General features: G+C 75.9%; 18 protein-coding genes. 5 read left to right on the top strand and 13 right to left on the bottom strand.

Features of this window, described 5'->3' with window-relative positions; all coding sequences use genetic code 11:
• The first annotated feature begins 16 nt into the window (after positions 1-16).
• Together DVR05_RS10175 and DVR05_RS10170 are read left to right on the top strand one after the other, a co-directional pair.
• Positions 17-1,204: a nitrate/nitrite transporter gene (locus tag DVR05_RS10175; protein ID WP_116245590.1), complete on the top strand. Its 1,188-nt coding sequence runs from the start codon at positions 17-19 to the stop codon at positions 1,202-1,204.
• Positions 1,201-2,463 carry a hypothetical protein gene (locus tag DVR05_RS10170; RefSeq protein ID WP_116245589.1) on the top strand — a complete coding sequence of 421 codons (1,263 nt, stop codon included), beginning with the start codon at positions 1,201-1,203 and terminating at the stop codon, positions 2,461-2,463. Before DVR05_RS10175 ends, DVR05_RS10170 begins: the two co-directional genes overlap by 4 nt.
• 4 nt (positions 2,464-2,467) lie before the next feature.
• Here DVR05_RS10170 and DVR05_RS10165 read toward each other — a convergent pair whose 3' ends face one another.
• On the bottom strand, positions 2,468-3,616 hold the full coding sequence (locus DVR05_RS10165; protein WP_116245635.1) for an acyl-CoA dehydrogenase family protein: 1,149 nt from the start codon (positions 3,614-3,616) through the stop codon (positions 2,468-2,470).
• Between the two features lie 152 nt (positions 3,617-3,768).
• On the opposite strand from DVR05_RS10165, the gene DVR05_RS10160 reads away from it, so the two are divergent.
• Both DVR05_RS10160 and DVR05_RS10155 read left to right on the top strand, forming a co-directional pair.
• Complete coding sequence (locus DVR05_RS10160; protein WP_116245588.1) at positions 3,769-5,385, top strand: CoA transferase; 1,617 nt, start codon at positions 3,769-3,771, stop codon at positions 5,383-5,385.
• On the top strand, positions 5,382-6,989 hold the full coding sequence (locus tag DVR05_RS10155; RefSeq protein ID WP_116245634.1) for a class I adenylate-forming enzyme family protein: 1,608 nt from the start codon (positions 5,382-5,384) through the stop codon (positions 6,987-6,989). Before DVR05_RS10160 ends, DVR05_RS10155 begins: the two co-directional genes overlap by 4 nt.
• 86 nt (positions 6,990-7,075) lie before the next feature.
• On the opposite strand, the gene DVR05_RS10150 is transcribed toward DVR05_RS10155, so the two are convergent.
• The 10 genes from DVR05_RS10150 to DVR05_RS10105 all read right to left on the bottom strand — a co-directional run bounded on the left by DVR05_RS10150 (position 7,076) and on the right by DVR05_RS10105 (position 14,863).
• Positions 7,076-7,951 carry a metal ABC transporter solute-binding protein, Zn/Mn family gene (locus DVR05_RS10150; RefSeq protein ID WP_116245587.1) on the bottom strand — a complete coding sequence of 292 codons (876 nt, stop codon included), beginning with the start codon at positions 7,949-7,951 and terminating at the stop codon, positions 7,076-7,078.
• Positions 7,912-8,772: a metal ABC transporter permease gene (locus DVR05_RS10145; RefSeq protein ID WP_198659122.1), complete on the bottom strand. Its 861-nt coding sequence runs from the start codon at positions 8,770-8,772 to the stop codon at positions 7,912-7,914. The genes DVR05_RS10150 and DVR05_RS10145 overlap by 40 nt, the downstream gene beginning before the upstream one ends.
• The gene (locus DVR05_RS10140; RefSeq protein ID WP_232832066.1) at positions 8,769-9,413 is read right to left on the bottom strand and encodes an ABC transporter ATP-binding protein; all 645 of its coding nucleotides are present in this window, start codon (positions 9,411-9,413) and stop codon (positions 8,769-8,771) included. Before DVR05_RS10140 ends, DVR05_RS10145 begins: the two co-directional genes overlap by 4 nt.
• Before the next feature lie 219 nt (positions 9,414-9,632).
• Positions 9,633-10,175, bottom strand: coding sequence for a copper chaperone PCu(A)C (locus DVR05_RS10135; protein WP_232832065.1), 543 nt, complete (start codon positions 10,173-10,175; stop codon positions 9,633-9,635).
• A gap of 125 nt (positions 10,176-10,300) precedes the next feature.
• Positions 10,301-11,584, bottom strand: a complete 1,284-nt coding sequence (locus DVR05_RS10130; protein ID WP_116245585.1) for a Dyp-type peroxidase — start codon at positions 11,582-11,584, stop codon at positions 10,301-10,303.
• On the bottom strand, positions 11,581-12,213 hold the full coding sequence (locus DVR05_RS10125; RefSeq protein WP_116245584.1) for an SCO family protein: 633 nt from the start codon (positions 12,211-12,213) through the stop codon (positions 11,581-11,583). The genes DVR05_RS10130 and DVR05_RS10125 overlap by 4 nt, the downstream gene beginning before the upstream one ends.
• A gap of 88 nt (positions 12,214-12,301) precedes the next feature.
• The gene (locus DVR05_RS10120; RefSeq protein WP_232832064.1) at positions 12,302-12,916 is read right to left on the bottom strand and encodes a sigma-70 family RNA polymerase sigma factor; all 615 of its coding nucleotides are present in this window, start codon (positions 12,914-12,916) and stop codon (positions 12,302-12,304) included.
• 239 nt (positions 12,917-13,155) lie between these two features.
• Positions 13,156-13,794, bottom strand: a complete 639-nt coding sequence (locus tag DVR05_RS10115) for a hypothetical protein (RefSeq protein WP_116245630.1) — start codon at positions 13,792-13,794, stop codon at positions 13,156-13,158.
• A 270-nt stretch (positions 13,795-14,064) separates the two neighbouring features.
• Positions 14,065-14,280, bottom strand: coding sequence for a DUF1049 domain-containing protein (locus DVR05_RS10110; protein ID WP_232832063.1), 216 nt, complete (start codon positions 14,278-14,280; stop codon positions 14,065-14,067).
• A 190-nt stretch (positions 14,281-14,470) separates the two neighbouring features.
• The gene (locus tag DVR05_RS10105; RefSeq protein WP_116245582.1) at positions 14,471-14,863 is read right to left on the bottom strand and encodes a VOC family protein; all 393 of its coding nucleotides are present in this window, start codon (positions 14,861-14,863) and stop codon (positions 14,471-14,473) included.
• Positions 14,864-15,113: 250 nt separating this feature from the next.
• Between DVR05_RS10105 and DVR05_RS10100 the strand changes: the two genes are divergently transcribed.
• Positions 15,114-16,289 carry an MFS transporter gene (locus DVR05_RS10100; protein ID WP_116245581.1) on the top strand — a complete coding sequence of 392 codons (1,176 nt, stop codon included), beginning with the start codon at positions 15,114-15,116 and terminating at the stop codon, positions 16,287-16,289.
• Between the two features lie 255 nt (positions 16,290-16,544).
• Here DVR05_RS10100 and DVR05_RS10095 read toward each other — a convergent pair whose 3' ends face one another.
• Together DVR05_RS10095 and msrA are read right to left on the bottom strand one after the other, a co-directional pair.
• Positions 16,545-16,796 (bottom strand): TfoX/Sxy family protein, encoded by a 252-nt coding sequence (locus DVR05_RS10095; RefSeq protein WP_198659120.1) that lies wholly within the window; start codon positions 16,794-16,796, stop codon positions 16,545-16,547.
• A 6-nt stretch (positions 16,797-16,802) separates the two neighbouring features.
• Positions 16,803-17,468 (bottom strand): peptide-methionine (S)-S-oxide reductase MsrA, encoded by a 666-nt coding sequence (msrA, locus tag DVR05_RS10090; protein WP_116245580.1) that lies wholly within the window; start codon positions 17,466-17,468, stop codon positions 16,803-16,805.
• Positions 17,469-17,551 lie beyond the last annotated feature (83 nt).

The raw sequence follows: 17,551 nt of genomic DNA, 5'->3' as shown, positions 1-17,551 counted from the left end.
CCGTATTGGAGCGCCGATGACCCCTGACCGCCTGGAGGAGGCGAGGACGAGCGACCGGGTGGGCGGCACGACCGTGCTGCTGACCCTGGTCATGGCCTGGTCGATGCTGCCGCTGTTCACGGTGGCCGCGCTGGCGCCGCGGCTCGGGCCCGAGCTGGGCACCGGCCCGGCGGCGCTGGGCGTCGCGGTCGGCGCCGGGTTCGCCGTGGCCGCCGCGCTGTCCCCCGTGGCGGGGCGGCTGACCGACCGGTGGGGGCCGCGGCGGTGCACGGTCGGACTGCTGGTGCTGGCGGCGGTCGGGCTGGGGCTGCTGGCGACGGCCCGGGACCTGGTCACGCTGTGCCTGGCGCTGGCGCTGTCCGGCCTGCCGCAGGCGTTCGCCAACCCGGCGACCAACAAGACGATCCTGCGGTCGGTGCCCGCCGACCGGCGGGGCGGTGTGACCGGGTGGAAACAGTCCGGGGTACAGCTCGGCGCACTGGTGGCCGGGGTACCGCTGTCGCTGGTCGCGGCCTGGTCGGGGTGGCGGGTCGCGGTCGTGGTGGCCGCCGCGGTCGCCGTGCTGCTCGCGGTGTGGGCGCTGTTCGCGCTCGCCGCCGACGCCCCGGGCGGTGGCGTGCGGGGGGCCGGTGCCGAGCCGCTGCCGCGCGGTCCGGTGGGGCGGCTCGCGGTGTTCTCGCTCTTCCTGGGCGTGGGGGTGTCGTCGATGAACGCGCACGTGGGCCTGTTCGCCGCCGACGAGCTGGGGCTGGCCCCGGTGGCGGCGGGCCTGGCGGTGGCGGTCCTGGGCGTCTCCGGGGTGCTGGGGCGCGTGCTGTGGGCGGCGAGGGCCGGTCACGGCGGGGCGTTCCGCCTGCTGGCGCCGCTGGCGGGCGGGTCCGTCCTGGGCCCCGCGCTGCTGGTGACGGCGGTGTGGGTTCCGGTGTTGGTGTACCCGGCCGCGGTCGCGGTCGGGGGGCTGGCGGTGGCGGCGAACGCGGTGTCGATGATCGCCGTGATGACCGCCGCGCCCGGGCCGAGGGCGGGTCGGGCCACGGCACTGGTGTCGGCCGGGTTCTTCGCGGGGTTCGCGGTCGGCCCCGGTGTGCTGGGCGCCCTCGCCGAGACGGCCGGTTACACGTACGCGTGGGGGTGGCCCGCGCTGGCGCTGCTCGCGGCGGGGGCGACGGCCGCCCCGTGGCTGCGGCGGGAGGCCCGGTCGTGAGGGCGGAGGCGGCGCGGCGGGTCCTCGACACCCTCCTCGACGGCGTCGACGACCTGCACTCGGGGCTGGACGGCCGGTACCCCCTGTTCCGTCGGCCGGGCGAAGCGTGGGTCACGAGTCGGCGCGGGTCGTGGACCGGCGGGCTCTGGTCGGGGCTGCTGTGGCTGCGGGCGCTGGAGCGTCCCGGGTCGGCGCACGCGGCGGCCGCCCGCCGCGCGAGCGGGGGCCTGGCGGTGTGGGCCGAGGCGGACACGGCCACGCGCGGACTGGTGTTCTGGTACCCGCTCGCGCTCGCGCGGTTCGCGGTTCCGGGTGGTGTCGCCCCGCTGGAGGAGGCGGCCGGCCGGGCGGCGCGGTCGTTGGGTGGGCGCTTCGACCCCGGGACGGGGGTGGTCCCGTGGGGTGGCGCCTTCGAGGGTGCGGGCGACCTCGTGCGGGTGGACGGTGCGCCCGGCGTGGCGCCGCTGATGCGGGAGGCGCCGGGGGTGTCGGAGGCGGTCACGGCGGCCGGGGCGGCGCACCTGGTCCGGCACCTGCGACTGTGCTGGGACGGGTCGTCCGTGGCGCCGGTGTGGCGGTTGGACGGGGACGCGGCGGTCCGTGACGGGGCGCCGACGCGGTACTGGTCGCGGGGGCGGGCGTGGTTGCTGACGGCGTTCGCGGACGCGGTGCGACTGGGGCTCGTGGCGTCCGACGACCCGGAACTGGGGTCAGCGCTGGACGCGGACGCGCCGCTGGTGCCCCCGGCCGACGCGGAGGAGCCGAAGGGGCCGGTGGACACGGGGGCGGCGGCGATCGAGGCGGCCGCGCTGCTGCGGCTGGCGCGCGCCGTGGAGTCCTCGCGAACGAACTCATTCGCTGCCGCCCAGCCGCGGTCCTCGGCCTCGCCCCGGCCCCTCCTCGGTGCGACCGGCCAGACCGCACAGGACCGGCCAGGAGCTGCGCGGACTGGGCGAACGAGCGCTCGGGGCACCGACGCGGCCGCCTCCGCCCAGGTCCCGGACTCCGCGCGCCACGGGGGAACCGTCCAGACTCGGGGCGAGGGCGCCCCGGCCGCCCGTGCGGTGGCCGCACGGGCGCGGGCACACGCGATCGTGCGGACGTTGCAGCGCGACCACCTGGGCACGCACGGCCTGGAGCAGGGGTCCTACGAGACCGCCGACGGACTGGTCACCGGGATCGAGTCCGTGTGGGGGAACTTCTTCCTCGCCCTGGCGGCGGCGATGGCCCTCGGCACCGTCCCCGCCGACCTCGTCTGACCCCTCACCCGCGCAACAAACGCCGCGCCACCGCCGACACATGCAGCTCGTCGGGCCCGTCCAGCACCCGCGCCTGGCGCGCCAGCCGCTGCAACCGGGGCAGCGGCGTGTCCGGTCCCAACCCCTCCGCTCCGTGGACCTGCGCGGCGGCGTCGGCCACCGTCGACAGCGCCCGCGCGGCCGCCACCTTGGCCGTGGCCACCGCCGTACGCCCCGGATCGGCGCCGGGGTCCTCCACCGCCGACACGGCCGCCCCCACCAGGGACCGCGCGGAGGCCAGGGCCAGGTGCGACTCGAACACCAGCCCCCGCACCAACTGGTACTCCCCCAGAGCGGGGCTCCCCCGTCCGGTGTCGCGGGCCCGGTCGAGCAGCAGCCCGAAGGCGCGCTCCGCCTGCCCGAGCCACCGCAGGCTCCGCAGCGTCCGCCCGAGCCCCACCCGCGCGCCCGCCACGCGCAGCCCCTCCCCCACGTCACCCAGCACGTGGTCGGCGTCGACCGGCGCGTCGTCGAAGGCGATCTCATACTGCCCGCCGACACCCCACACCGGCAACTCCCGCACCACCCGTACCCCGGGTGTCTCGGCGGGCACCGCCAGGACGGTCAGCCCGTCGCGTCCGCCCGGACCGGGCGGACCCGTGCGCGCCACCACGATGACCAGGTCCGCCTCGCGCGCCCCGGTCACGAACCACTTCGCCCCGCGCAGCCGGAATCCCCCGGGGGCCGGGGTCGCGGTGGTCGCGATCACGGCCGGGTCCGAGCCGCGCGCACCCGGTTCGGTCATCGCGAAGCACGCCCGCAGCCGCCCCGACACCAGCCCCTCCAGGTAGCGCTCGCGCAGGGCGGGTGTCGCGTGTTCGTCGAGGGTCCGCACGTCCAGCAGCGCCGCCGACCCGAGGACGGACGGTCCGTGGTCGCTGCGCCCCTCGGCCTCGGCGACGGGCGCGTACTCGGCCAGCCCCAGGCCCCCTCCGCCGAGTTCCCGGGGCAACGGCAGCGCCCACAGCCCCTCCCGCACCGCATGTTCCCTCAGCTCCGCGCGTCGCGCCCGCGCCCGGTCACCGCCCGCGTCCAGGACGTCCTCCCAGGGCTCGACCTCCCGCACCACGAAGTCGCGCACCCGCTCGACCAGGTTCGACGATTCCCGCCGCATCACCACCGTCGCCTCCTCCCAGCCGCTCGGGAACCATCCGTCCCCGGACGGCGACTGTTTGTGCGACAGAAAGGTCGAAGCGGACGATCGACGAGTTCCCCCAATCCTCCCCCAACCCATCCCACTTCGGACAGAATTCGCGAGGCACACCCATGACCTCCACTGTTCCCCTCACCCCACCGCCCCTGGCGGGAACGGGCCTGACCCACGACGGAGGCGGCGATCCGCACCACCACACCGAACGCCAGCTCCGCGCTCTGGGCGCCGACCTGCCGGACACCCCGGCCGACGGCGCCCCCGCCTCCTCCCGGCTCGCGTCCCCCCGCGGCGCCCGCGCGGTCCTGGACTGGCCCGCGCACGACGACGGCGAGACCGACCTGCAGGCCCGCGCCGGGCTCGCGGCCGTCCACGGCCGCCGCCACGGCGCCCCCGAACCCCTGCCCTTCGCCTACGCCGGCACGGTCTCCGCCACCGCCCACCTCACGGGCCTCCTGGCCGCCGAACTCCTGCGCCTGCGCTCCGGCCGCGCGACGACCGTCCGCACCAACGCCGAGACGTGTGCCCTGCTCACCGTCGCCCAGTACCTGGCCGCCGCGGCCGCCGACGACGCGGAGGCCGTCCCCCCGGAGCCGGGCACCGCCACCTTCACCAGCGCCGACGGGATCGACTTCGAGATCGAGGCCCTCGCCCCCGAGCCCTGGGGCCGCTTCTGGGACGGCCTGTCCGCCCCCCGGCGCGCGGTCAGCGCGGGCTGGGCCCCCTTCCAGTTCCGCTACGCGACCGCCCGTGCCCCGCTCCCCGACGAGCTGCGGTCGGCCGCCGCCGAGCACTCCTGGGATCACGTCCGATCCGCCGCCGAGCGTGGCGGCGTCGGCCTCGTCCGGATCACGGACGCGACCCGGCACTCGTGGGAGGAGACCGGCGCACGACCGCCCTGGGTGCTGCGTCCCGTGCCCACCGACACCTCGTCTACCGTCGGCCCCTCCGGTCCCACGACGCCCCCCGGGGAGCTTCCCCTCACCGGGTTGCGCGTCCTGGAGGCGGGCCGCCGTATCCAGGCGCCGCTGGCCGCCCACCTGCTCCGGTCGCTCGGCGCGACGGTCGTGCGGATCGAGCCGCCCGGCGGCGACCCGCTGCGCGGTATGCCGCCGACGTGCGGTGGGCTCTCCGCGCGGTGGCTCGCGCTCAACCACGGCAAGGACGCCCTCGAGGTGGACATCAAGAGCGACCGGGGCCGCCGCGACCTGCGCGACCTGGTGCGCGACGCCGACGTCTTCCTGCACAACTGGGCGCCCGGCAACGCCGAGCGGCTCGGCCTGGACGCCGCCGCCCTGGCCCCGGCCAACCCGCGCCTGGTGTACGCCTACACCTCCGGCTGGGGCGGTCCCGCCGACGGCCTGCCCCCGGGCACGGACTTCATGGTCCAGGCGCACGAGGGGCTCACCGCCCCGACGCGGACGCCCGGCCGGACGACGGTCGCCTCCCTGATGACCGTGCTCGACGTCCTGGGCGGCTTCCTCGGGGCCCAGGCCGTGACCGCCGCCCTGCTGACCCGCGAGCGCCTGGGTTCGGCGGTGGCCGTGGAGAGCTCCCTGCGCGCGGCGGCCGACCTGCTGCACGACTGCCCCCGGACCGGGACCTCCCACCTGGACGGCCACCCGGTCGCCACCGACCTGCCCGGGCTCGAACACGACCCGCGCCTGGGCCCGCTGCTCTCCCGCACCGCCGACGGGCTCCTGGCGGTCGACTCCCCGTGGAGGACCTCATGACGCCCCGTACCTTCCCCGACCTGGTCCCGGCGCACCTGCGCGCACGGTGGCGGGACGAGGGCCACTACCTCGGCATGGGCGTCTACCAGCTGTTCCGCACCGTCGCCCTGGCCCACCCCGACCGGGACGCCGTCGTGGACGACCACGGGCGGGTGACGTACGCGGCCCTGCACCGCGAGGTCCTGAGCGTGGCCGGGGCGCTGACACGCCTGGGCGTGCGCCCCGGCGAGGTCGTGGCCGTCCAGCTGCCCAACCAGGCGGCCGCGGTGGCCACCGAACTGGCGATCGCGGCGGTCGGCGCCGTGGCGCTGCCCTTCCCGGTGGGGCGCGGCTCCTCGGAGGTCGAGGCCCTGCTGCGCGGCTCCGGCGCGGTGCTCCTCGTGGCCGCGACCGAGCACCGGGGCCGCTCCCCGCTGCGGACCGCCGAGGCGCTGCGTCCCCGCCTGCCCGACCTGCGCTGGGCGGTGGGCGTGGACGGCCGGGGGCGGCTCCTGTCGGCGACCGTTTCCCCCGCCGACGAGTCCGACCTGCCCGAGGTGGACGCCTCCTCCGCCGCCCGGATCCTGGTCTCCTCCGGCTCGGAGGCCCAGCCCAAGATGGTCGCCTACTCCCACGACGCGCTCGCGGGCGGCCGCGGTAACTTCGTGGCCTCCCTGCGACGGGGCGCCGACCCCCTCCGGGCGCACTTCCTGGTCCCGCTCGGATCGGCCTTCGGCAGCAACGCCACCTCGGTGGTCCTGGCCCGGCACGGCGGAACACTGCTGCTCAACGACCACTTCGACGCGGACCGCGCACTGGCGACGATCGCCGACCACCACCCGACCCACGTGCTCGGCGTGCCCACGATGATCCGCATGATGCTCGACCTGAACCGCTGCCCCCGCCCCGGCGACGGCGCGGTCCTGGTCCTGGGCGGGGCGCCGCTGGACCCCGACACGGCGCGGCGGGCGCGCAAGGTCTTCGGCGGTCCCGTGGTCAACCTCTACGGGTCGGCGGACGGCGTCAACTGCCACACCGGCCTGGACGGCGACCCGTGCGACGAGTCCGGCCCCGGCCGTCCGGCGGGACGGCCCGACCCCGGGGTCGTGTCCATCCGCGTGGTGGACGCCGACGGCCGGGACGTGGCCGCGGGCGCGACCGGCGAGATCGTCGCACTGGGCCCGATGTCCCCGCTGTGCCACGTCGGCGGGGACGGGGCCGACGAGCGCCACCGCACCGCCGACGGGTGGGTGCGCACCGGAGACCTGGGCGTCCTGGACGAGCGGGGTCTGCTGCGGGTGGTCGGACGGCTCAAGGACGTGGTGATCCGGGGCGGCGCCAACATCAGCCCGGCCGAGGTGGAGTCCGCCGTGCGCACCCACCCGGCCGTGGCGGACGCCTGCTGCTTCGGGACCCCGGACCCGCTCATGGGTGAGCGGCTGGTCGCGGCCCTGGTGCCGCGCGGCGGAACGGAACCGCCGGACGTCGCGGCGTTGGCCGTCCACCTCAAGGAGGGCGGGCTGGACCCGTTCAAGTGCCCGGAGCGGGTCCTGCGGGTGGGTCGGCTGCCCCTGACCGCCGCGGGCAAGGTGGACCGCGACGCCCTGCGCGCTCTCGTCGACTGACCGCGCGCGGCGCCCGGGCGCGCCGTCGCGGGGACCGCCGCCGGCGGGGTGGACGGCCCCACCCCACCGGCCCGGCCGGGAGCGGCCTACCCCTCGGAGTCCCCGGCCCCGTGGTCACCGTGGTCACCGCCGCGGCCGCCGGAACCGGGGTCGACCTCGCGGCCCGCGAACGCCTCGGCGATGGTGTGCGCGTTGGCCTCGTACAGTGCGATCAGGTCCAGGTCCTCGCCGGGGTAGTTGACCACACCGATCTGGAGGGCGTCGGAGTCGGGCAGCACCCGGCCCGTCGACATGTGCGTGTTCTCGAACACGAACGCGGGCTCGGCCCCGGCCAGCCCGGCCACGTCGGACGCGCCCAGCTGCTCTGGGCCGTAGGTCCCGACCAGTTCCGCCCCGGCGAGTTCGGCGGCCCAGGCGGCGTAGACCTGCGCGACGGCGCGCGGGGCCGCGCCGTCCGGCCACCGACCGGCGAGGTCCTCGGCGATCCGCTCGCGCTCCTCGTCGAAGGTGGACAGCCACTCCTCGGCGGCCTCGGAGGTGCCGAACAGCCCACCCAGGCGGGCGACCTCGGCGGCGATGGTGTCCGGGGAGTTGTCCAGTTCCACCTCGACCGTGCGCGCGTCGCCGCCCGCCGCGTCCGTGATCTGCTGGGCGAACGGCTCGAAGGGGCTGTAGAGCACATAGTCCGCCTCGGCCACGGCTGCCAGGTCGGAGGGTGCGGGCTCGTACTCGGGGGCGTGCTGGACGTCGGCGGGCACGATCACCGTGACGTCCTCGGCCCCGGCGGCGGTCGCGAACGCCCCCTGCCAGGTGGTGGTCGCCACGATCACGGGCCCCTCGGCGGCGGGGCCGTCGGAGCCCTCCGCGTCGTCGCCCGTGTCCGTGCCCGCGGCGCAGCCGGTGAGCAGCAGCGCGGCGCAGCTCAGGACGAGGGGTCGGAGGAGTGCGGGGTGCGGTGCCATGCGCGGTGTGTCCTTTCGGGGAGGAGGTGGGCGGCCACGGCGAGGAGCCCGGCCGTCAGGACCAGGACCGGCCCGGGGGGCAGGTCGAGGAGGAGCGCCAGGGCGAAGCCGACGGCCGTGCTGACCAGACCACACACCACGGCCCAGGCCGCGATCGAGGTCAGGGAGGAGCCCAGCCGGCGCGCGGCCAGGGCGGGCAGGATGGTGAGCGCGTCGACCAGCAGCGCGCCGGTCAGCCGGATCGCCCCGGCCACGGCGACGGCGACGATCACCAGCAGGACGAGGGTGAACCAACGGACGCGCACGCCGCTGACCAGTGCGAGTTCGCGGTCGTGCAGGAGCAGGGCGAGCTGGCGGCGGAAGCGGACGAGGAGTCCGGGCACGAGCACCGCCAGACAGCCGAGGATGACCAGGTCGACGGTGCGCACCGACAGGATCGAGCCCCACAGCAGAGCGAAGGCGCTGGCGGCGTTGGTGCCCGAGACCGCGATGAGCAGCAGGGCCGCGGCCATGGCCAGGCTCATCAGCAGCCCCATGCCGCCGGAGAGGCCGCCCGGCCGGTCGGCCAGGGGGCTGACCGCCGCTCCGGCGCACGCGCAGGCCACCAGCGCGCACAGGGTGGGGTCGGCCCCGGTGAGCAGGCCGACGGCGATCCCCAGCAGGGCGACGTGCATCATCGCGAAGCGGACCGGCATGATGTCCAGCCCGACGATGACCACCCCGACCAGGGGGAGGCCGACCGCGCCCAGGAACAGGCCCAGGGCGGCGCGTTGGACGGCGGGCATGGCCAGGAGGGCGGCGAGGGTGTCCGCGTCGATCACGCGACCTCCCGGAGTCGGCCCGCCGCCATCTCCAGTCTCCGGTCGCAGTCGGCCGCCAGGTCGGGGTCGTGGGTGACGACCAGGGTCGTGACCCCCAGGCAGAGCAGGTGGCGGGCGGCGTCGCGGCGGGCGTCGAAGTCGAGGGCGGCGGTCGGTTCGTCGGCCAGGACCACACCGGCTCCGGCCGCGACACGGCCGATCACGCGCGCCAGGTGCACGCGCTGGAGCTGCCCGCCGGAGAGGGTGGCGACCGGCCGGTCCAGGAGGTGGCCGACGCCCAGGTCGGCGGCGGCGTCGCGGGCGGACTCCGTGCCGCGTCCGCCGCCGTCCAGGAGTTCGCGGACCAGGAGGGGGAAGGACCCGGCCGACTGGCGTTGCGGGATCCACGCGCACTCGCGTCGGCGCCGTGCCCAGTCCCGGGCGGTGCGGGCGACGTGCCCGTCGACGGCGACGGTCCCCCGGGAGGGCCGGTGCAGTCCGAGGACCGCGCGGACCAGGGTGGACTTGCCCGAGCCGTTCGTGCCGACCAGGGCGACCCGGCTCCCCGCCCGGATGTCGAGGTCGACCCCGTCCACGGCCCGCACCGGCCCGTGGTCGCAGGTCAGCGATTCGATCCGGATCCCGGCTCCCGGTGGTGGCACGCCGCACCCGCCTTCCGCTGGACGGTTCCTTCCCGACAGGAGTCGTCGGGACACCGCCCGGAGTTCCCGAATCCTGACATCACGGGATCGGTACGGACGCGCGCCCGGGGCGACGCTCCCCGTGGCGCCTCCGTGACCGCCGAGGCCGCCACGGACGCGCCACGGGCAGCTCCGTCATCGCCCCCCACCGCGGCCCTCCGCACCGGGGCCGCGGTGAACTCAGTGGTGACCCTCGTGCGCGTCCTCCCCGCCGTCCCCGGCGGTCATCGGCTGGACGGGCGCGGTGACCTCCACCTCGTGCTCGCTGGCGAAGGTCAGGGTGAGGACGACCTCGTCCCCCACGGCGAGCGGCTCGGGCAGGTCGTTCACCATCACGTGGTAACCGCCCGCCATCAGCTCCGTCGCGCCGCCGCCGGGGACGGGGATCTCCTCGACGGCGCGCATCATCGAGGCCCCGGAGTCGGTGGTCTCGGTGGTGTACAGGTCCGCGTCGTCGGAGGCGTCGGCGGTCACCGCCGTGATCGCGTCGTCGGCCTCGGCTCCGTTCTCCACGCGCAGGTAGACCGCGCCCACCTCCGGATTGGCGGGCTCGGGCATCCAGGCGCCGGAGATCCGCAGGTCCCCGGCCTCGGCGGTGCCCCGCTCGGCCGCGTGGTCGGCGGCGGCCTCCGGCGCGGCGGGCTCCTCCGTCCCCCCGCAGGCCGTGACGGCCAGGAGGGCGGCGGCCCCCACGGCGACGGCACCCGGTACGCGGCGTCTCACGCCGCCCCCTGCACTCGACATGCTTCCTCGTTCCCCCTCGTGTGCGGTGTCGGCCGATGCTCTCCGACGCTCGGATATGGAGTCGTCGGAGCCCCCGCCCCGGTTCCCGGTCGGTCCCGGCGGTCTCACAGCAGTGTTCCGGCCAGACCGGATCCGTCCTCGGGCACGGGCGGAACCGCGAACACCGCGCTTCCCTCGTGCCGGATGAAGTCGTTCAGCGCGTCCGCGCCCTCGTCGAGACTGGTCTGCACGGCCGTGAAGCCCGACCTCGGGTCGGCCTGCCACGCGGTGAAGAGCAGGCCCGCCTGCCTGCGTCCCTCCGCGTCCCATCCCAGGTCGTAGTTGAACCCCCGGCGCAGCATCCGCGCGCCCAGGGTGCTCTCCGGGCTGGCGAGCCGGATGTGCGCGCGGCGCGGGATCACCGGTTCCCCGTCGTCGCCTCGGGCCGCCAGGTCGGGCCGGTCGTCCTCCCGGTCTCCGCCCAGTGGCGCGCCGTCCGACAGGCGGCGGCCGATCACCGCCTCCCGGTCGGCGGTCTCCAGTGCGAACCAGTCGTCCAGCAGCATGCGGATGCGCCGCACCACGACGTAGGAGCCGCCGTCCATCCACGACAGCGCGCCCTCGGGATGCGAGGCCAGGACCTGAGAGTCGAACAGGGGCTCGGTCGGTTCCGGGTTGACCGTGCCGTCGACGCTGCCCATGAGGTTGCGCGGGGTGGCCGTGTGGTCCTCGGCGGCCACCGGCGAGCGCTGGAACCCGGGCAGGGCCCAGCGCACCCGGGCCCGGTCCCCGGCGCGGCGCAGCAGGTACTCGACGGCCGAGCTGACCACCACCGGGTCCTCGGCTCCCACGTGCAGCATCAGGTCGCCGCCGCACCAGGCCGGGCGGAGGTCGTCGGCACCGAACTCCGGTAGCTCCGCCAGGTGGGGCGGGCGGCGGTCGGCCAGCCCCGCCCGGTCCAGGAGCGACCCGCCCAGGCCGACGGTGACGCCCAGGGAGGCGGGGCGCAGCCCCTCGGAGGGAGCGCCCTCGTCGATCGCGGCCAGCCCCCGTTCGTGCAGGGCGGCCGCCTCCCCGTGCCAGACGTCCAGCACCTCCCGGGCGGAGGCGCGCACCTTTGCCGCCTCCTCTCCCCGCACGTCCACGGCGAGCACCTGGACGTGCGCGGGCGTGGGGGTGCGCAGCGCCGGAGGCCGTCCCGCCTCGGGGCCGCTCCGGGCGCGCACGGAGGCGAGCGCGGACCCGTCGTCCGCGGCGGCGCCGACCGCGACGGCGGAGGCGTACCCGCCCAGTCCGCCCGCGCCGAGCCCGGTGAGCCCCGCCGCGCCCACGGCGGACAGCAGGCCGCGCCGGGAGACGCGGCCGGACCCGTCCCGGGCGTCTCCTCGGTGGCCGCGGGTCCCGCTCACAGCAGTTCGTCCCGGAGCGTCGGCAGCAGCTCGGCGATCTGGTCGGACTCGGTGCCCTCGTCGAACATGCCCGCCGCCCGGCCGTCGGGCAGCAGGACGACGATCCGCCCTCCGTGCGTGACCAGGTACTCGCCGTCGGTCTCCTCGGGGGCCTCGATGGCGATGCCGTAGTCGGCCGCGGCCCCGACCGTGGCGGCGATGTCGCCGCGCACGCCCTGGAAGTCGGGGTCGAAGCGGTCCAGCCAGGAGCGCAACTGCTCGTCGGTGTCCCGCGCGGGGTCGGTCGAGACCATGACGACGTCGAAGTCCTCCGCGGTCCCGCCCGCCTCGTCCAGGGCCAGGTTGATGTCGGCCATGGTCATCGGGCACACGTCGGGGCAGCTGGTGTAGCCGAAGAAGAGCAGGGTGAGACGGTCGTCGGCGACGTCGGAGAAGGTCCAGGGGTCGCCGTCGACCGTGGTCAGCTCCGCGGTGGAGGCGGGCATCGGGTCGTCGGACAGGTCGAGGTAGTACTCGGCGTCCGACGGGGAGGCTCCCGTGGAGCAGGCGGTGGTGAGGGCGAGGAGGGCCGCCACGGCGGCGGTGGTGGTGGTCCACCGGCGGGCGGACCGGAGGGGCCGGGGTGTCATCTGTCTCCTTGGTGGTGGGGGCCGCGCGCGGGTCCCGCGCGGGGCCGTCGGTCCGGTGTGGGGCGCGCCGACGTGCGCCCCCCGGGGGTCAGGCGGCCTCGCGCAGCAGGCGCAGCAGGTCACGGCGCCCGCGTGCCACCCGGGACCGGACCGTGCCGATGGGCACGCCGATGCTCCGGGCCGCCTCAGCGTAGGGAACCCCCTCGATCTGGGTGAGGACGAAGGCCCTGCGACGGTCCTCGGGCAGTTCCCTCAGCAGGTCGAGGAGGGCCAGGTACTCGTCGAACCGCCCGGGGGCGGCCCCGGGCCCGACCCGCGACCAGTCGTCCACGGACTCGTGGCGCGGGGCGCGGCCGTGCGAGCGGTAGCGGTCGGCGACGGTGTGCCGGGCCACCGACAGCAGCCACGAGCGCACCGGGGCCCGGCCCTCGTAGCGGGCCAGGCCGCGCATGGCCCGGGAGAAGGTCTCCTGGGTCAGGTCGTCGACCCAGGAGGGGTCCACGCGGCCCGCGATGAAGCGCGCAACGTGGTCACGGGTCAACGAGAAGAGGGAGTTCATCTCCTGCACGCCGCCCTCCTTGGCCCGCAGCGCCAGGAGGGTGAGGTCCTCCCGCTCCGGGCGGCCGTCCCGGGACGGGTCGGGCCGGGAGGACGGGTGCCTGTCCAAGGGTACGGGGGGTCGGGTCTCGACGGACGCGGTCACGGATGCTCCTTCGGTCACCGCGCGCGGTCGACGAACGGACGGACGGCGGGGTCGCCCGTCGCGGTGACCGCGGACGCGGGGAATGTCTCTGGCGTTCCGGTGGTGGGCCACCGGTGCGTGACGGCGCACGGCCGGAGCGTCGGGGCCGCCGCGTCGACGGACGCGGGGCACGGCGGACCGCGCGGCGCCGGGTGGCGGCGCGGACGGCGGACCGTGCCGTGGTCGGGGGCTTCGGACGCTCAGGCTGTGCGCGGAGCCGGAGGCGGCCCCCGCAGGATCAGGGTGTGCCGGAGATAGGGAAGGAGGGGCTGGGAGAGTTCCTCGTCGTTCCACGGTCCCCGGCCGGTCGCGGGCTCGGGGAGGACCCGCACCCGGCCGAGGGCGATCAGGAGCGGGAAGAGGGTGAGCGCCATGAAGCGCAGGAAGGCGAAGAGGGCGTTCTCCCCGCGGTGCAGCCACCACGCGCTGAGCAGGGCGGCCACGACGTGCATGACGAGCATCTGCCACGTGGACAGCGACCCGCCCGACGCGGCTGCCTCGGCGACGCTGGCCGAGTAGGCCGCCGCGTCGGTCGCGAGGGCGGGGTTGTCGGCCGAGGCCAGGTGCGCGGCGTGACCGCCGCCCCAGAGCTGGGTGTAGCTGAACGCCAGGTGCAGGGCGAACTGGCCCCACAGCATCCACCCGGCCATGACCAGGGGGCCGTGGCGGCGTTTGGCGGTGGCCCAGGCCATGACCATGACCACGGCCATGCCGAGCAGGAGGCCGGGGAGGGGGACGTCGTGCCCGGAGCTCAGGGCGTGCCCGTGCGCGGACAGGCTCGCGCACACCAGGGTGAACACCCCGGCGCGCAGCGGTCGGCACGGCTGGCTCTCGGACATCTCCCCCATGCTCTCACCCCCTCCGGTCGTGCCCGGACCGGGATACCCCTTCGGCACGGCTCCGGCTCGGAGGCGTCAGGGGGCGGTCACACGCGAACGAGCGCGCCGCCGCCGACTCCCCGTCCGGTCGGCAGGCGCACGCGCGCGGGCTCGGCCAGGCGGGCGAACCAGGGGGTGTGGGTCTCGCCGTCGTCGGAGCCGGTCAGGCGGGACCGACCGCCGACGGCCGCCCGCCGTACCGCGCGGGCGTCGCCACCACCGTGCCCGGGGTCACCCGCGCCGCCTCCTGCGGATCGACGGTGTCAGGAGCAGACCGAGCAGCAGACCGGCCACGACGGCGCCCGTCAGGACGGCCCACAGGGGGGCGGCCACCGAGACCATGAGGAGGTGGATCTCGGTCGACCGGCGGTTCTGCGCCACGAAGACGACGACGCAGATCAGGATGGCCAGGGCCACCCAGACTCGGACGGGGATCTGTCCGAGCACGTTCCTCCGTTCCGGAGGCCCTCCAGCGGCCATCACGCCCTCCCCTCGTCGGACGGCGGCGGGGCCGGGGACCCGGGCCCCGACACGGAGCCGTCCTCTGGCACCTGCCCGGCGCACCCGCCCCTCCCGGGCATCGGAGTGTCAAAACTCGACCAGGACTCGACAGACGCGCGCCCCGGCCGTGACGGTCTCACCCCCGGTCGTCGGCCTGTTGGACGAGGAAGAACTCGTTGCCGAAGGGGTCGGTGAACCACGTCGCCCGGTCACCCCACGGCATCGTCTCGGGCGGCTGCTTGAAGTTGACGCCCTTGGCCGTCAGCGTCTCGTACTCGGCGTCGATGTCGTCGGTGATGAGGGAGATGCCGCACAACCGCGTCGCGGCTCCGGGCGGCTCCTGGTCGTAGACCTCCGGCTGCCCCAGGACCAACGCGGTCTCCGCCCCGGGCGGCGCCACGGTCAGCCACCGCATCGGCCCCATGGTGTTGTCCTCCCGTTTCTCCCAGCCGAGCACGCCGACGTAGAAACGGAGCGCCTCCTCCTGGTCGCCGACGAGGACGGTGGTCGAATGCATCCTGCTGATCATGCGCCCAAACCTACGCCGTGCACCCGCGTCCGACACCCCTCCGTCGGCGCGTTTGCCGAGCCTTTGCCCCGTTGGCCGGAGGCGGCCAGCGTCCGCGGGCGGCGCGTCCCACGGTGGTACCGACCGCTCGGGCGTCCCGCCGGTGCTCACACGGTGGGGAAGGGGCGCCTCGGCCGCCCCCGGATCCGACATGGGATGATCCTCTGTCGGCCCCGGATGTCGAGGGCGGCCGTGCGGAGAGGAGCGTGTCATGGGGAAAGCGGGGCCACCGGGACGTCGATGGCTGTGGTTCCTCCTGGTGAGCGTGGTCTTCGCACACACCGCCCTCAACGTGGCCCGGCCGCTGATCTCCTACCGGACCATCGCCGTGGGCGGGGACGCCGTCGCGGTCGGGCTGGTCACGGCGGCCTACGCGCTCCTCCCCCTGCTCATGGCCGTCCCGCTGGGCCGGGCGACCGACCGCGCGCGGCGGACGGCCTGGATCGTGGGGCTGGGCGCGGCGGTCCTCGCGGCGGGGAGCCTGCTCCTGGCCGCCGCGACCGGGCTGGTCGCCCTGGCCCTCGCCAGCACCGTGGTCGGTGCGGGGCACCTGCTGTGCATGATCGCCGGCCAGGGGCTGGTCGCCCGGTTCTCGCCGCCGGAGCACATGGACCGCGACTTCGGCTGGTACACCGCCGCCGCCTCCCTCGGCCAGCTCGCCGGTCCGCTGATCTCCGGGGCCGTCCTCGCCGACGCCTCCGGACCGCAGCTCCTCCCGGCCACCTCGACGGCGCTGTGGGTCGCCTGTGCCATGGCGGTACTGGGGGCGCTGGGGATCCTCCCCCTGCTGTCGCTGCGTTCCCCGGAGCACGCCGAACAGGGGTCCGCCCCGACCGTCGGGGCGCGCGAGATCCTACGCGGGCGCCGGATGACCGCCGCGCTCCTGGCCAGCCTGTCCCTGCTCTCCGCGGTGGACATCCTCACGGCCTACCTGCCGCTGATCGCCGAGAGCCGGGGCGTCTCCCCGGCGTACGTGGGCGTCCTGCTGAGTCTGCGCGCCGCGGCCTCCCTGGTCTCGCGGCTGTGCCTGCCGTGGCTGCTGGCGCGCTGGTCGCGCGGGAGGCTGATCGTGGCGAGCACCGCGGTGGCGGGGGTGTCGCTGGCCCTGGTGGCCGTGCCCGGCGGCGGGCCGGTCCTGCTCGGGGCGGTCCTGACGATCGGCGGTTTCCTGCTCGGTCTGGGACAGCCCCTGACCATGGCGGAGGTCGCCACGACCGCGCCGCCGGGGGCGCGCGGATCGGCGCTGGCCCTGCGCATCTGGGGGAACCGGCTCGGCCAGGTCGCCATCCCCGCGGCCGCCGCGGGTGTGGCCGGGTCGGTCGGCGCTCCGGGGGCGCTGCTGGTGTCGGCCGCCGTCCTGTTCGCGGCCGCCGTCGCCGCCAGGTAGCCGCGCGGGTCCCCCGGTACGGCGGGCGTCAGTCGTCGCCGAGGATGAGGTCTGCCATGCGCATCGTTCGGCCGAAGTAGGCGGCGGCCGTCGGCCAGGTAGGACGGGACGAACCCGGCCACCGTGGCGTCGAGGTACGGAAGATCGGTGCCCGTCACGCGCCCGACCGGGCCGAGGTCCGGGAAGGGGGCCGAGCGGCGCTTTGCCACAGCGGCTCCAGCTCGGTCAGGCCGGTCGGCCGCCGCCCCTCGCGGGTCACGCCTCGCCCGCCTCGGCCAACAGCCGAGTCCGGATCTCCGGCGGCAGGTTCCGCCAGTCGACGTCCAGGAGCGCACCCTCCATAGCCCACAGCAGGTTCCGGCTCAATCCGGGTGCACCGGTCTCACGCAGCCGCCGGTAGACCTCCGCGGCGCCCAACGCCTCCAGGTCGGCCGCGGTGCGCACCCCGACGGTGGCGAGCATGCGCGCGCTGGCGGGACCGAGGTTACGCAGTCGCGCGACGCTCACCGCCGTTCACGCCTCCGTCCCCGCCACCCCGATCGGGCAGGACGCGCCCGTGCCGCCGATCCCGCAGTAGCCGTTCGGGTTCTTGGCCTCGGACAGGTACTGCTGGTGGTAGTCCTCGGCGAAGTAGAACGCCCGCAGCGGCGCGATCTGGGTGGTGATCGGCCCGTACCCGGCCCGGGTGAGGACCGGCTGGAAGGCGTCCCGGGTGGCCTCGGCCGCGGCCCGCTGGGCGTCGTCGTGGTAGAGGATCGCCGACCGGTACTGGGTGCCCACGTCGTTGCCCTGGCGCATGCCCTGGGTGGGGTCGTGGCCCTCCCAGAACACCTTGAGGACCTCGGTGTAGGAGATCCGCTCGGGGTCGAAGACCACGCGCACCGCCTCGGTGTGGCCGGTCAGCCCCGAGCACACCTCCTCGTAGGTCGGGTTGGGCGTGTACCCGCCCGCGTAGCCCACGGCCGTGGTGAAGATCCCCCGTTCCGCGCCCAGGCGCCAGAACGTCCGCTCGGCGCCCCAGAAGCAGCCCATCGCCACGTCGGCGACCTCGTGCCCCTCCGGGTAGGGCGGCGTGAGCGGCGTCCCCAGGACGGTGTGCCTGGCGGGCACCGGCATCGGGGTGTCCCGGCCGGGCAGGGCGCGCGCCGGATCGATCATGGTCGTCTTCGAACCGAACATGCGTCCAGGGTAGTCGCGGCGGAGCCGCGCCGCACGGGTCGTCCACAGGCGGAGAATCCCCCGGGACACGGAGGTCGGTTCGT

This window comes from Nocardiopsis sp. FIRDI 009 (assembly GCF_003386285.1).
GTDB lineage: Bacteria > Actinomycetota > Actinomycetes > Streptosporangiales > Streptosporangiaceae > Nocardiopsis.
The sequence above is the reverse complement of the archived record's forward strand: the minus strand, read 5'-3'. Positions and strand labels throughout refer to the sequence as shown.